The 13,463-nt window shown below is 74.2% G+C and carries 12 protein-coding genes and 1 pseudogene; 5 read left to right on the top strand and 8 right to left on the bottom strand.

Annotation, left to right across the window (positions count from 1 at the left end; all coding sequences use genetic code 11):
- Positions 1–1,314: pseudogene (locus MCBG_RS21575) on the top strand (cell division protein FtsK); the annotation flags it as partial.
- On the top strand, positions 1,311–2,012 hold the full coding sequence (locus tag MCBG_RS21570; RefSeq protein WP_043327887.1) for a hypothetical protein: 702 nt from the start codon (positions 1,311–1,313) through the stop codon (positions 2,010–2,012). The pseudogene MCBG_RS21575 and the gene MCBG_RS21570, both read left to right, overlap by 4 nt.
- A gap of 53 nt (positions 2,013–2,065) precedes the next feature.
- Here MCBG_RS21570 and folE read toward each other — a convergent pair whose 3' ends face one another.
- The 4 genes from folE to MCBG_RS33140 all read right to left on the bottom strand — a co-directional run bounded on the left by folE (position 2,066) and on the right by MCBG_RS33140 (position 5,990).
- Positions 2,066–2,683 carry a GTP cyclohydrolase I FolE gene (gene folE / locus MCBG_RS21565; protein ID WP_013288986.1) on the bottom strand — a complete coding sequence of 206 codons (618 nt, stop codon included), beginning with the start codon at positions 2,681–2,683 and terminating at the stop codon, positions 2,066–2,068.
- Between the two features lie 86 nt (positions 2,684–2,769).
- A complete protein-coding gene (gene ftsH / locus MCBG_RS21560; protein WP_043327886.1) occupies positions 2,770–4,800 on the bottom strand; it encodes an ATP-dependent zinc metalloprotease FtsH in 2,031 nt (676 codons plus the stop codon).
- A gap of 377 nt (positions 4,801–5,177) precedes the next feature.
- Positions 5,178–5,753, bottom strand: coding sequence for a hypoxanthine phosphoribosyltransferase (gene hpt, locus MCBG_RS21555; protein ID WP_013288988.1), 576 nt, complete (start codon positions 5,751–5,753; stop codon positions 5,178–5,180).
- 99 nt (positions 5,754–5,852) lie between these two features.
- A complete protein-coding gene (locus MCBG_RS33140) occupies positions 5,853–5,990 on the bottom strand; it encodes a hypothetical protein (RefSeq protein ID WP_181373729.1) in 138 nt (45 codons plus the stop codon).
- A 150-nt stretch (positions 5,991–6,140) separates the two neighbouring features.
- On the opposite strand from MCBG_RS33140, the gene MCBG_RS21550 reads away from it, so the two are divergent.
- Both MCBG_RS21550 and MCBG_RS34835 read left to right on the top strand, forming a co-directional pair.
- A complete protein-coding gene (locus MCBG_RS21550; RefSeq protein WP_043327885.1) occupies positions 6,141–7,100 on the top strand; it encodes a GlxA family transcriptional regulator in 960 nt (319 codons plus the stop codon).
- 58 nt (positions 7,101–7,158) lie between these two features.
- Complete coding sequence (locus MCBG_RS34835; protein ID WP_255358624.1) at positions 7,159–7,281, top strand: hypothetical protein; 123 nt, start codon at positions 7,159–7,161, stop codon at positions 7,279–7,281.
- 110 nt (positions 7,282–7,391) lie between these two features.
- Here the strand turns inward: MCBG_RS34835 and tilS are convergent, their stop codons facing one another.
- The 3 genes from tilS to dacB all read right to left on the bottom strand — a co-directional run bounded on the left by tilS (position 7,392) and on the right by dacB (position 11,079).
- Positions 7,392–8,342: a tRNA lysidine(34) synthetase TilS gene (gene tilS / locus MCBG_RS21545; RefSeq protein WP_043327884.1), complete on the bottom strand. Its 951-nt coding sequence runs from the start codon at positions 8,340–8,342 to the stop codon at positions 7,392–7,394.
- 178 nt (positions 8,343–8,520) lie between these two features.
- Positions 8,521–9,588, bottom strand: coding sequence for a zinc-dependent metalloprotease (locus MCBG_RS21540; RefSeq protein ID WP_043330860.1), 1,068 nt, complete (start codon positions 9,586–9,588; stop codon positions 8,521–8,523).
- Positions 9,589–9,654: 66 nt separating this feature from the next.
- Positions 9,655–11,079: a D-alanyl-D-alanine carboxypeptidase/D-alanyl-D-alanine endopeptidase gene (dacB, locus tag MCBG_RS21535; protein WP_043327883.1), complete on the bottom strand. Its 1,425-nt coding sequence runs from the start codon at positions 11,077–11,079 to the stop codon at positions 9,655–9,657.
- 373 nt (positions 11,080–11,452) lie between these two features.
- On the opposite strand from dacB, the gene MCBG_RS21530 reads away from it, so the two are divergent.
- On the top strand, positions 11,453–11,959 hold the full coding sequence (locus MCBG_RS21530; RefSeq protein WP_043327882.1) for an inorganic diphosphatase: 507 nt from the start codon (positions 11,453–11,455) through the stop codon (positions 11,957–11,959).
- A gap of 55 nt (positions 11,960–12,014) precedes the next feature.
- On the opposite strand, the gene eccD is transcribed toward MCBG_RS21530, so the two are convergent.
- Entirely contained in the window at positions 12,015–13,397 is a 1,383-nt protein-coding gene (gene eccD / locus MCBG_RS21525; protein WP_043327881.1) for a type VII secretion integral membrane protein EccD, read from the bottom strand.
- Positions 13,398–13,463: the final 66 nt, after the last annotated feature.

The following is a 13,463-nucleotide window of genomic DNA, read 5'->3' as shown; positions in this document are numbered from 1 at the left end:
GACCGTTCCTGGGTGCCGCAGGTGCGCGCCGCCGGGATGGCGGCCGACCGGGAGTACGTGGCCGACCTGTTCGGCGAGCTGGAGGCGGAGTTGCGCCGCCGCGAGGAGGCGTCCCGGCGGGGCGGCGGGCAGCGCTACGCCGAGCTGCGGCAGCACCAGCCGTTGCCCCGGATCGTCTGCGTGATCGACAACTTCCCGCTGGTGCTACGCGAGCGGGACCGGCTCGCCGCCGACCTGCTGGCCCGGCTGGACGCGCTGGCCCGCGCCGGCCGGTCGTACGGCATCCACCTGGTCCTCGCGGGCGAGGGTGACCTGGGCATCGGCGGCCCGCGGGATCCGCTGCTCGGCCAGTTCCCGGTGCGGGTGGCACTGCCCGGCGGCTCGGCGGTGCTGGAGCCGGCGAACGACTCGGCGGCCGGGCTGCCGGTGGGCAGCGCGGTGGTGAACACGGCGGGCGGTCTGGGCGGTCCGCGCGGCGCGACCCGCGGGCATGAGCGGATGATCCGCTTCCCGGACCCGTACGAGGATCCGGAGGTCCTGGCCGGCCTGCGGCGACGCCTCTGGGAGGCGCGGGGCGAGTCGGCGACGCCGCCGGTGGTGTTTCGCCGGGTACGCCCGCCCGCTGCTCGCCAAACGACCCGCGGCACCGGGGCGCTGGCGGGCCGGGCCCACGCTCCCGCCGCCCTGCTGGGCCGGGGGGTGGACGTGCGGCGCTCCACAGTGACGGTGCCGCTCGGGCCGGGCGCCGGGCGCAACCTGGCCGTCCTGGGCCGGGACGAGGAGGCCGAGCGGCTGTTGGTGACGGCGGTCCGCAGCGCGGCGGCGGCGCATCCGGGCGCGGCCCGGTTCGTGCTGGCGCCGCTGGCGAACGGGTCGGCCGAGCCGGCCGGGGTGCTGGCCGCCGAACTGGCCGGGCGGCATCGGGTGGAGACCGTCGACGCGGCCGGGCTGCGGACCGCGATGGCGTCGGACGAGCCCGGCTACCTGGTGGTGTTCGGGGTGGACGTGCCGGACGCCACCGAGTTGCCGCCGGAGTTGCTGCGGTCGCTGCTGCTGGAGGGCCCGCCGGCCGGGCGGCACCTGCTCGGCTGGTGGCGGACGCCGGCGCCGCTGGCCGGGCTGCTCGGCCCGGAGGGTGAGTTGGACAAGCTCACCGCCGTGGCGGTCACCGACGTGCCGGGCGGGCGGCTGGAGCAGCTCTTCGACCGTCCGGTCTGGTGGCGGCCCCGGCCGGGCCGCGCGATGCTCTGGGACGGCCCGGACGAGCAGGGCACCGTTTTCGTGCCGTTCGGCGCCGGGGAGGGTTCGGCATGAGCGAGACCGGCACGACCGTGCCCGGGCCCCGCAACGGCGGACCGACAACAGTGGCGGAACCCGCCGAGTCGGCCTGGACGGAGTACGTCGCGGCCGCACGGGCGCTCGACGGCGTACGCCGGGCGGCGGCCACCGCCGCCGGGGAGCAGGCGCGGTCGGTGGCGGCGGCCCGCGAGGAGCTGACAGCGGTACGCGAACGGCTGGCGTCGCAGCAGTCCCGGCTGCGTGAGCTGGGCGTACCGGCGTTGTCGCTGGTACCGACGCCGCCGGAGGTGACCGAGGCGGCCCGGTCGATGGCGGGTGGGCCGTCGGCGGTGCTGGCGGCGTTGCGCGCCGCCGGGGACTGGGCGGACGCGGCGGACGACACGCTAGCCGCGCGGGGCCTGCCCCGGCTGGCGCGGTGGCCGTCCCGGCCGCGCAACCTGCTGGTGTACGGGCCGCTGGCGCTCGTGGTGCCGCTGCTCCAGCTCGTGCTGTACGCGGTGGCCGGGCCGGGGGCGGTGACGGTGCTGGCGCTGCTGGTGGGGCTGCCGCTGCCGGCCGTCGCGTTCATGCTGGGCTGGCTCGCGGTGGGGCGGCTCTTCCGCCCGCGTCCGACCGACCGGGTGGACCGCACGCCCCGGTTCGGGGCCCTGGTCTGCCTGATCCCGGCCGTGCTCACCGCCGCCGGCCTGCTGCTGGCCATGCTGCCGAGCTGACGACGGCCGCGTCTCCCGGGCGGGAGTACGCGGCCGTCGGTGTCGGTCGAGGGTCAGCGGGCCATGATCAGTGCCATCGCCTCGGCCCGCGACTTCGCGTCGTTCTGCAGGCCGCCGCGCACCGCGGACGTGATCGTCTTCGCGCCGGACTTCTGGATGCCGCGCATCGCCATGCACATGTGCTCGCACTCCAGCACCACGATCACGCCGCGCGGGGCGAGGCTGGACATCAGCAGGTCGGCGATCTGCGAGGTGAGCCGCTCCTGCACCTGCGGCCGCCGGGCGAACACCTCGACCAGCCGGGCCAGCTTGGACAGGCCGGTGATGCGGCCGTCCGGGCCGGGGATGTAGCCGATGTGCGCGCTGCCCCGGAACGGCAGCAGGTGGTGCTCGCAGAGGCTCATCACGTCGATGTCCCGGACGAGCACCAGTTCCTCGTGGTTGGCCTCGAACGTGGTGCGCAGCACCTGCGCCGGGTCGACCCGCAGGCCGGCGAAGAGCTCGGCGTACGCGCGGGCGACCCGGGCCGGGGTCTGCTGGAGGCCGTCGCGGTCCGGGTCCTCGCCGACCGCGATGAGGATCTCGCGTACCGCCTTCTCGATCCGGGCGAGGTCGACGCTGTCCTCCACCGGGCCGCCTGTCAGCTTTCCGCTGATCAGGCGCGCGGCCACGTAGTCGAGCGCGTCGTCGCCGTCGGGCTCGGTCGCGGAGACGGCCGACTCCCTGTGCGGGGAGCCGGCCGTCGTCGGATCGCTGTTCAGTGCGTACCGTCCGAGTTGTTGCTGGAACCACCGATCGAGCTGGAACCACCGATCGAGGCGGCCGCGTCGGCGCGGGCCTGCGTCGCCAGCGCCTCCTTCTCGGCCGGGGTGAGCACCGGCGGCTCGGTGGAGGGCTGACGCTTGCCGAAGCCGTGGTACGGGGCCATCGGCGGGCGCTTGACCACCCGGGCGCAGATGCGGGCCATGTCGGCGGTGGAGAGGGTCTCCTTCTCCATCAGCTCCAGGACCATGTTGTCCAGGACGTCCCGGTATTCCACCAGGATCTCCCAGGCCTCGTCGTGGGCCAGCTCGATCAGCGCGCGCATCTCGCCGTCGATCTCGGCGGCCACCGCGTCGGAGTAGTCCCGCTCGTGGCCCATGTTGCGGCCGAGGAACGGCTCGTCGCCGCTGGTGCCGTACTTGATCGCACCGAGCTTGGAGCTCATGCCGTACTGCGTGATCATCGCGCGGGCCAGCTGGGTGGCCTTCTCGATGTCGTTGCCGGCGCCGGTGGTCGGCTCGTGGAAGACCAGCTCCTCCGCCGCCCGGCCACCGAGCGCGTACGCCAGGGTGTCGATCATCTCGGCCCGGGTCTGGGTGTACTTGTCCTCCGTCGGGAGGACGAGCGTGTGACCCAGCGAACGACCCCGGGACAGGATGGTCACCTTGTGCACCGGCGCGGCGTGCGGCAGCGCCCAGGCGACCAGCGCGTGCCCACCCTCGTGGTACGCGGTGATCTTCTTCTCCTGGTCGCTCATCACCCGGGTCCGGCGCTGCGGGCCGGCGATCACCCGGTCGATCGACTCCTCCAGGGAGTCGTTGGTGATCGCCCGCTGCTCCTTACGGGCGGTGAGCAGCGCGGCCTCGTTGATCACGTTGGCCAGGTCGGCGCCGCTGAAGCCCGGGGTACGCCGGGCGACCGCGTCGAGGTCGACGTCGGGCGTGAACGGCTTGCCCTTGGCGTGCACCCGCAGGATGGCCTTGCGGCCCTCCATGTCGGGGGCGTCGACCGGGATCTGCCTGTCGAACCGGCCCGGGCGCAGCAGCGCCGGGTCGAGGATGTCCGGCCGGTTGGTGGCGGCGATCAGGATCACGCCGCCCTTGGTGTCGAAGCCGTCCATCTCGACCAGAAGCTGGTTGAGCGTCTGCTCCCGCTCGTCGTGGCCGCCGCCCATGCCGGCGCCACGGTGGCGGCCGACCGCGTCGATCTCGTCGACGAAGACGATCGCCGGGGCGTTCGACTTGGCCTGCTCGAACAGGTCGCGGACACGGCTGGCGCCGACGCCGACGAACATCTCGACGAAGTCGGAGCCGGAGATGGAGTAGAAGGGCACCCCGGCCTCGCCGGCGACCGCGCGGGCCAGCAGCGTCTTGCCGGTTCCGGGCGGGCCGAACAGCAGCACGCCCTTCGGGATCTTGGCGCCGAGGGCCTGGTACTTCGCCGGGTTCTGCAGGAAGTCCTTGATCTCGTGCAGTTCCTCGACGGCCTCCTCGGCCCCGGCCACGTCCGCGAAGGTGGTCTTCGGCGTGTCCTTGGTGATCATCTTCGCCTTGGACTTGCCGAAGTTGAGCACCCGCGAGCCGCCACCCTGCATCTGCGACATGAAGAACAGCAGCAGGAGCACGAGAAGCGCGATGGGAAGCAGGTTGACCAGCAGGCTGACCCAGATGCTGTCCGACGACACCTTGGTGTCGACCGGGCCGGTGATCCGGTCCGCCGCCTCGGCCTCGCGGACCTGGTTCCAGACCTGGCCGCCGACCTCGTACGGGAACTGCGCCTCGATCTTGTCGGTGGTGGTGTCGTCGCCGAACTTGGCCTTGTCCTTCAGGTCGAGCTGGAGCGTCTGCTCCTTGTCCTGGAAGACGACCTTCTCGATGCCGCCCTTGTTGAGCTGGTCGAGCGCGACGGACGTGTCCACCCGGTGGTAGCTGGGACCAGCGGTGAACAGTTGACTGAGCACAACGGCGCCGAGGATGACCAGGATGATCCAGACCACCGGTCGGCGGAAGAAACGCGTACGTTCCATGCTGTTGTCGGGTGCCGAGGCGCCCGCATCCTCCTGATCGACGTCCTGACCGTCTGAATGGTGTCGCCGCCTTGAGCGGCGGCCGGGGCCGCCGTGCGGGCCGGCCCGACCCCCGGGGCACGCAAACTGCCGCACCACGGTCATTCGACGGTACACCGTACGCGCGACGAGCGAGCTTGCGAGCCCGTCACTTACGCGCAGGGCGAACCCGGGTTTGGGCCGGCGTGGCGGGGAGCTCCGCACCCGGCCCACCCATACCGCACGGTCAGCGGTTCGAGGGGTCGGGCGTGGAGGGTGCCTCCACGTCACCGGCCCCTACCGTAGACCGGAAGGCTGAGAGCCCGCTGAATGTCCGCTGACGAAGGGCTCGGCGGAACTCACGCCCGGGCGTACACCTCGGGCTTGAGCACCCCGACGTAGGGCACCTCGCGGTAGCGCTCGCCGAAGTCGAGGCCGTAGCCCACGACGAACTCGGTGGGGATGTCGAATCCGACGTACTTGACCGGAACCTGCACCTTGACCGCGTCCGGCTTGCGGAACAGCGCGACCACCTCGACGCTGGCCGCGGAGCGCGACTCCAGGTAGCGCAGCAGCCAGGACAGGGTCAAACCGGAGTCGACGATGTCCTCGACCACCACCACGTGCCGGCCGGCGATGTCCCGGTCCAGGTCCTTGAGGATGCGGACCACGCCGGACGAGGTGGTGCCCTGGCCGTAGGAGGAGACGGCCATGAACTCCAGCTCGGCGGGCGGGCCCTGGCGGCCCAGCGCGCGGGCGAAGTCGGCCATGAACATGACCGCGCCCTTGAGCACGCAGACGAGCAGGAGGCCGTCCTCGACGTGCGCGTAGTCCGCCGAGACCTGCTTGGCCAGCTCCGCGGTCTTGTCGCGGATCTGGGCCTCCGAGATGATCACGTGGTCGATGTCGGCGTCGTACCAGGAGCCGTCAGCCATGCTCCTAGCCTGCCGTACGCCCCACGGCGGCCGTCGGCGGGGCCGCTCCTTTTGGCGCGGCCCCGCCGGGGATTTTCGGCGCGATCTGAACAAATCACCTCAGCAGGTACGGGAGCGCCAGCGCTGCCCGTCGTCGCTCGGCTTCCAGTCGGCCGAGTCGCGGGTGTCGGCGGTGAGCCCGAAGGCGCTGGCCCCGACGAGGAGAAGCAGGAAGAGCAGGAACGTCAGAACGGTCATGGCGGCGCTCGCTTTCGCATGGTTGAGACGGTTTTCGCCGCCGGTGCGCACCGGACACCATTGATTCTGCGAGCCACCGACCGATACGGACAGTGGCAGGAATGTCATTGGGCATCGATTTACTGCCACCGGTCGGGTTACCCTCGTCACATGCTCCGCTCGGTCGCCGTCATCGTCATGGACCAGGTCGCCGCATTCGAGCTCGGCGTGCTCGCCGAGGTCTTCGGCACCGACCGCACCGCCGACGGCTTCCCCAGCTACCGGTTCGATGTCTGCACCGCCGACGGCGGCCCGGTCCGCAGCCGCTCCGGATTCCTGCTCGCCCCCACCGCCGACCTCAAAGTGGTCGAGGACGCCGACCTGGTGGCGGTGCCCGCGCACGCCGACGGCGCCCCGGTGCCCGAACCGGTGCTCGCCGCGCTGCGCCGCGCGGCCGACCGCGGAGCCTGGCTGCTCAGCGTCTGCGCCGGCGCGTTCGTCCTCGGCGAAGCCGGCGTGCTCGACGAGCGCGCCTGCACCACCCACTGGCGCTACACAGACGAGCTCCAGCGACGCTTCCCGGCCGCCCAGGTGCAGTGCGACTCGCTCTACGTGCAGGACGGCCGGCTGCTCACCAGCGCCGGCACCGCCGCCGGCATCGACGCCTGCCTGCATCTGGTACGCCAGGAGCACGGCTCCGCCGTGGCCACCCGGCTGGCCCGCCGGATGGTCGTCCCACCGCACCGCGACGGCGGCCAGTCCCAGTACGTCGAGGCGCCCATCCCGAAGGCCCCCGAGGCGCCCACCCTGGAACCGGTGCTGGAGTGGCTGATGGGGCACCTCCGCCACCCGGTGACAGTGGACGAGCTGGCCGCGCGCGCCGGCATGGCCCCGCGCACGTTCGCCCGCCGGTTCCGCGCCGAGACCGGCACCACCCCGCACGACTGGCTGACCAACCAGCGGGTGCTGCTGGCCCGGCACCTGCTGGAGGACACCACGCTGAGCGTGGAAGGCGTCGCCGAGCAGGCCGGCTTCGGCGACGCGGCGGCGCTGCGGCACCACTTCACCCGCCGCGTCGGCACCACCCCGCTCGCCTACCGCACCACCTTCCGCGAACGCACCACCGCCTGACGCTCCCCCTCCACCCGGCCCGCCCCGGCCCACCCCGGCCCGGCCCACCCCGGCGATCATGAAGTTGACCGTGGATTTCGTCCGTTTCCTCCCCGTCAACCTCATGATCACCGCCCCCGGGTGGGCCCGCTTCCCGCGCCGCACCCGTGATCAAGGAGTTTGCGGGCTGCCGGAGGCGTGAAGTGGACACAAAGTCCTTGATCACCGCCAGGCGAGGCGAGGCGGGAGGGGCGAGACGCCGCGGGGCGCCAGGCCGCCGGAGTGGCGGCGCGAACCCGGCTGGATCACCGGTCAGGGCAGGAGGTGACCGGCCTGGCGGCGTACCTGGTGGCCGCCGGGCAGGTGCACCGGGCCCTGGCCGCGCCAATCAGTGACCAGGGCGTCCAGTGCTGCCACGTGACTGTGGGACAGCGCGGCCGGCGCGGCGCCCAGCTCGCGGGCCCAGGTGTGCAGCACCCGGGTACGGACTGCGGCCGGCAACCCGGCCAGCCCGTCGACGGCGAGCGCACGGCCGTCGGCCCGGACGTCGGCCAGCGCGGCGTCCGCGAGCGCGGCGAGCGCGGCATTGTCCGCGGCGAGCAGGCGGGCGGTACGGGCCAGGTTCGCCACCACCCCCGGCCCGAGCGCGTCGACGAGTGCCGGCAGCGCGTCGGACCGGACCCGGGCCCGGGCGTACGCGGGGTCGGCGTTGTGCGGGTCCGCCCACGGGTCGAGCCCGAGCGCGGCGCAGGCGTCCCGGGTGTCGGCACGTGGGATGTCGAGAAGTGGGCGCAGCAGCGGTACCCCGTCGAGATCACGACTTTCCGGCATCCCGGACAGCCCTCGTGGCCCGGCGCCCCGGGCCAGCGCGAGCAGGACGGTCTCGGCCTGGTCGTCCCGGGTGTGCCCGAGCAGCACCCCGGCCGCGTGGTGCCGGTGGGCCGCCGCGACCAGCGCCTCGTACCGGGCCTCGCGGGCGGCCGCCTCGGGGCCGCCGGGCCGGCCGTCCACCCGTACCGGAAGCACCTCGACCGGGTCGAGCCCGGCCGAGCGGGCCCAGGCGGCGACCGCCTCGGCCCGCTCGGCGGAGCCGGGCTGCAAGCCGTGGTCGACTGTCACCAGGCCCGCCGGGCGGCCGAGGCGGGGAGCCACGAACGCGGTGGCGGCGGCGAGCGCGAGCGAGTCGGCGCCGCCGGAGCAGGCCACCAGCACCGGTCCGGCGCCGGGCAGGCCGGTCAGCGTCCGGCGTACGGTGAGCCGCACGGCGGCGACGGCGGGAGCGGGCGACGGAGAGCGGCGCGATCGCGCGCCGGAATCAGCCCGGCCGGGGCGATCCACCGAGCCAGCCGGATCCGCCGAGCCGGCGGGACCGCCCGGCACGACCGAGCCAGCCGAACTCAGCGCACCAACCGAACTGGGCGAACCACCCGGGCCGGGCGGGTCAGCCGAGGGGCGGGGTGGCACCGGCGGGCCCGTGTACGCGGTTCACCCAGGCGTCCGGGTCGCCCAGCTCGTCCAGGCGCGGCAGCGTCAGCGGCGACGAGAAGATCTTGTTGAAGCCCGGCATCCCCACCCGGTCGACCACGCCGTGCACGAACTTGCGGCCCTCGGCGTACTGGCGCATCTTGACCTCGATGCCGAGCAGCCGCCGGATCGCCTTCTCCAGTGGGTTGCCGGACTCGCGGCGGCGGTTGAACGCCGCCCGGATCGACTCGACGCTGGGGATGACCTGCGGGCCGACGCCGTCCATCACGAACTCGGCGTGCCCCTCCAGCAGCGTCATCAGCGCGGTCAGCCGGTCCAGCACGGCGCGCTGGGCCGGGGTCTGCACGATGTCCAGCACGCTGGCCCGGCTCTCCGGGTCCTTGACCGCGTCGGAGAGCGTCGCCACGCCGCGGCGGAGCCGTTCCAGCAGGTGCTCGCCGCCCTGGGAGGCGTCCACGAACGCCTGCACCTCGCCGAGGAAGTACGCGCGCATCCACGGCACGGCGGTGAACTGGGTGCGGTGGGTGACCTCGTGCAGGCACACCCAGAGCCGGAAGTCGCGCGAGTTCGCGCCGAGCTTCCGCTCCACCTCGAGGATGTTCGGGGCCACCAGCAGCAGCTGGCCGGGGTCACCGGCGAACACCTCGTACTGGCCGAGCACGCGGCCGCTGAGGTACGCCAGCACGGTGCCGGCCTGCACACCCGTCACGCGGGAGCCGATCGCCTCGGTGAGCGCGCCCGGCCGCTTGTCGCCGGAGAGGCGCTCCACGAGCGGGGACACCACCTCACGCAGCCCGGCGATGTTCGCCGCGGCCCAGTCCCGGCGGTCGACCACGCGTACCGGCGGGTGGGCGACCTGCGGACGCAGGCCGGTGTAGTCGGCGACGTGCCCGGCCGCCTCCTCGGTCAGCCGGCGCAGGTCGCCGACCACGTCGGTGGCCTCGGCGTACGACACCCGGGGGCCCGACTTGCTCAGCGCCCCCGCTGTCGCGGCGGCCAGATCCCAGTCCACGAACTGCGCCATGAACCCACCGTACCCGCGCCGGAACACCCCCACCCGGGCTCGCGCCCGCCGATCGACGCCCGTCGGTCAGCGGCAGCCGCACCCGGCCAGCGCGGAGGTGATCCGGTCCAGGGCCGCCCGGGTCTCGTCCAGCGAGCCCTGCGTCCGGTCGGTGAGCACGGCGAACGTGAGCAGCCGGCCGTCGGCGGTGGTGACCGTGCCGGCGATGGCGTTGACCCCGCTGAGCGTGCCGGTCTTGGCGCGCACCACGCCCGCGCCGGCGCTCGTCGCCGCCGCCCGGTAGCGCTCGTCGAGCGTGCCGGACCAGCCGCCGACCGGCAGGCCGCCGAAGATCGCGGCGAGTTCGGGGTGGCTGCCGTTGCCGGCGAGCGTGATCAGGTCGGTGAGCAGCGAGGGGCTGATCCGGTTGGTGCGGGACAGCCCGCTGCCGTCGGCCAGGCTGATCTCGCCGGCCGGCAGACCCAGTTCGCCGAGCACCTGGCCGGTGGCCGCGGCGCCGCCGGCGAACGAGCCGGGTTTGCCCTTGGCGAGCGCCACCTGGCGGGCCATCGCCTCGGCGATCACGTTGTCGCTGTCGCTGATCATGATGTCGACCAGCCGGATCATCGGCAGGGACTCGACGGTGCCCAGTTCGGCGCCGGGGGCCGAACCGGTGGCGCCGGACGCGGCCGGCGCGGTGCCCCGGGTCACCTGGGCCGCGCCGCCGGTGAGCCCGAGCAGCTTGGCGAACTGCCGGCCGGCGGTCAGGTCCGGCTGGGGCACCCGTTCGGCGGCGTGGTTGGTCTGCTCGGCGGTGCGGCGCGCCTCCGCCGGGTTCTTCCGGGCGCCGTCGGTCATCAGCGCGGTGATCGCCGCGCCGAACCCGCCGGTGGGGATGTCGGAGTCCCAGCCGGGTTCGAAGACCGGGCCGGTGAACAGCGACGAGTCGACGATCACCTTGGTCGGCGCGGTGCCGCCGAGCGCGTTGCGCACCTGGGCGGCGAGGTCGTCCAGCCGGGCCGCGCCCGGGTAGAAGCCGTCCTTGTCCACGGCGAGCGTGGGGTCACCGCCGCCGACCAGGACCACCTCGCCCGGGTTCGGGCCGGCCACCGCCCTCGTCGGGATCCGGTAGGCCGGGCCGCGCGCCGCGAGCACCGCCACGCCGGTCGCCAGCTTGGTCACCGAGGCGGGCACCGTCGGGGTGTCCTGGCCGCTGCCGTAGAGCGCCTGGCCGGTGCTCACGTCGGCCACCGACAGGTGCACCCGGTCGCCGAGCGCGGCGGCGCGCACCAGCGGGTCCAGGGCGGCGCGGATTCCGGCCTCGGTGGGCAGCGGGGCGTTGCCGTCCGGCCCGGCCAGCACGGCCGGCGGGGTGGGCTCGGGCGGCGCGGCGACCGCCGTACCCGAAGAACTGTCGTCGCCCAGCCAGCCCGCGACCGGACCGGGCCGGAACACGGCCAGCCCGGCGACCGCCAGGGCCAGCACGAGTACGCACGCGAGCGCCGCGACCAGCCGGGAGCGCGACGCGGCGCGGCCGGAGGCGGGGAGGGCGGGGCGGCGCGGCGCCGGTCGGCGGGACCGGCGGGCTCACCGGGATCGGACCCGGAGCCGGACGGTGGGGGACGTTCGCACCCGGTACGGACACCCGGCCGGTGGCGCCACCGGAACCGGAACCCCCGGAAGCGGACCCGTCAACCCTCTCGGGGCGGTAGTGTGAATCTTCCCTCCCCACGGCCCCCTCCTCCCCGCTCGAAATCGCCTTGGGCGACACTACTTCGGTCCGAACACTATGCGGCGGCCGAGGCCGACGGGGGGCGTTCCCCCCGCGCCGGGGGCGAACCGCTGGTTCCGTTAGCCAGCGTGGGCAAACGAGGGAGCGTGGAAGATGGATTTCGACGTCACGGTTGAGATCCCCAAGGGTCACCGCAACAAGTACGAGGTAGACCACGCGACCGGCCGTATCCGGCTGGACCGTACCCTCTTCACCTCCACGCAGTATCCGGCCGACTACGGCTTCATCGAGGGCACCCTCGGCGAGGACGGCGACCCGCTGGACGCGCTGGTGCTGGTGCCCGAGCCGACCTTCCCCGGCTGCCTGATCCGCTGCCGCACCATCGGCATGTTCCGGATGACGGACGAGAAGGGCGGCGACGACAAGGTCCTCTGCGTGCCCTACGAGGACCCGCGCCAGGAGCACCTGCGCGACATCCACCACCTGGGCGAGTTCGACCGGCTGGAGATCCAGCACTTCTTCGAGGTCTACAAGGACCTGGAGCCGGGCAAGTCGGTCGAGGGCGCGACCTGGGTCGGCCGGGTCGAGGCCGAGACGGAGATCGCCGCCTCGTACCGGCGCGCCAAGGAGGCCGAGGAGCGCGGCGAGACGCTGCACTGACGCTCACGCTCGACGAAGGCCCGGGTCGCGCTTCGCGACCCGGGCCTTCGCGTGTTCAGGCGAGCAGGTCGCGGGCCCGGTCGTAGAGGCCCAGCACCGCGCAGGCCACCGGCACCACCGCGACCACCAGCGCGGTGTCGGTCAGGTCGGCCAGCCGGCCGAGGTACGGGGAGACGGGTCGCCGGGCGTACGTGGCGCCTGCGGTGACCGCGACCAGGGCCAGCGCCAGCCCGCCCACGGCCAGCGCGAACCGGCCGGCCGGACCGGCGCGTTCGGCCAGCACCACGCCGAGCAGGGCGTACCCGGCCAGCCCGGCGACGACGGCGGGCACCCGGTGGCGTACCGCCACGAACAGCCGGGAGCGCAGCAGCAGCACCCCGCAGGCGACGGCAGCGAGCAGCAGCCCGGCGGTCCGGCCGGTGGCGACGAGCACCGCGACCGCGCCGACCGCGAGCAGCGCGTGGCCGAGGAGCATCCCGGTCAGCACCTCCTCGGCGCGGGCCACCGCCGCGTGCACCCGGCCCCGGTCCGGCAGGTCCCGGGTGCCGGCCGGGCTGGGCAGGGTGAGTGGTGGCAGCGGCAGCTTGCCGACCCGGATCGCCAGCAGCGGCAGCCCGCCGAGCGCGAACACCAGCACGGCGAGCAGGACGGCCGCGGCGCCGGCCGGGTCGAGCAGCAGCCCGCCGAGCGCGGACGCCACACCGGCCACACCCACCGTCACCCCGGCCACGAAGACCCGGGACCGGCTGGCCACGCCCAGCAGCCCGAGCACCGCCACCAGCAGCAGCGCCACCGAGCCGACCAGCAGTTCCGGAGCGCCCACCCAGCGCAGGCCGGGAATCGGGCCGACCGGATCGCCGGAGGCGACGGCGAGCGCGCCAGCCGTCGCCGCCCAGGGCAGCGCGTACCCGCCGAGGGTGGCGCCGACGGCGCCGTCGGCGTACGCCCGCGAGGCCGCGGTGGCGGTGAGCACCAGGATCAGGGCGACCGCGGCGGCGACCGGCCAGCCGCGCTCGTCCGGTCCGGCCGCGACGACGGCGACCAGCCCGACGGCCAGTGGTACGGCGGCGCCGCCGAGCGCGGCGGCCCTTGTGGCGCGGGCCGACCAGGCGGCGCCCCGGCGTCGGGCCCCGTCGACTATCGCCTCGACCACGTCGTCGTACTCCAGCTCGGGCCACTCGGCACGGGCCGGCACCAGGTGCAGCACCTCGCCGTCGCGGACGCCCTGCGGCAGGAGCGCCTGCGCGGTGGCGAGCACCCCGCCGTCGGTGCGGCGCAGCACCCAGCCGCCGTGCCGTTCCCCGTCGTCGGCCAGGCCTTCCCCGGCGTGCCGGAGCACCTCGGGCAGCAGCTCGGCCAGGGGGACCTGCTCCGGTAGGGCCACGTCGACCCGCCGCCGGGGCGCGCTGATGGTGACCCGGGCGAGCCCGCTTGTCATCGAGGCACCTCCATATCGAGCGGGAACAGTGGGCTGACGGACGAGAGGACTTTACCTACGATGAGC

Origin of the sequence: Micromonospora sp. M42 (assembly GCF_000568915.1) — a bacterium.
In the GTDB taxonomy this organism is placed as follows: domain Bacteria; phylum Actinomycetota; class Actinomycetes; order Mycobacteriales; family Micromonosporaceae; genus Micromonospora; species Micromonospora chalcea.
The sequence above is the reverse complement of the archived record's forward strand: the minus strand, read 5'-3'. Positions and strand labels throughout refer to the sequence as shown.

Excerpts from the sequence above, each read along its gene's own strand:
- MCBG_RS21570 (WP_043327887.1), top strand. The coding sequence starts at position 1,311 with ATGAGCGAGACCGGCACGACCGTGCCCGGGCCCCGCAACGGCGGACCG.
- ftsH (WP_043327886.1), bottom strand. The coding sequence starts at position 4,800 with ATGGAACGTACGCGTTTCTTCCGCCGACCGGTGGTCTGGATCATCCTG.
- hpt (WP_013288988.1), bottom strand. The coding sequence starts at position 5,753 with ATGGCTGACGGCTCCTGGTACGACGCCGACATCGACCACGTGATCATC.
- MCBG_RS33140 (WP_181373729.1), bottom strand. The coding sequence starts at position 5,990 with ATGACCGTTCTGACGTTCCTGCTCTTCCTGCTTCTCCTCGTCGGGGCC.
- MCBG_RS21550 (WP_043327885.1), top strand. The coding sequence starts at position 6,141 with ATGCTCCGCTCGGTCGCCGTCATCGTCATGGACCAGGTCGCCGCATTC.
- MCBG_RS34835 (WP_255358624.1), top strand. The coding sequence starts at position 7,159 with ATGAAGTTGACCGTGGATTTCGTCCGTTTCCTCCCCGTCAACCTCATG.
- MCBG_RS21540 (WP_043330860.1), bottom strand. The coding sequence starts at position 9,588 with ATGGCGCAGTTCGTGGACTGGGATCTGGCCGCCGCGACAGCGGGGGCG.
- MCBG_RS21530 (WP_043327882.1), top strand. The coding sequence starts at position 11,453 with ATGGATTTCGACGTCACGGTTGAGATCCCCAAGGGTCACCGCAACAAG.
- eccD (WP_043327881.1), bottom strand. The coding sequence starts at position 13,397 with ATGACAAGCGGGCTCGCCCGGGTCACCATCAGCGCGCCCCGGCGGCGG.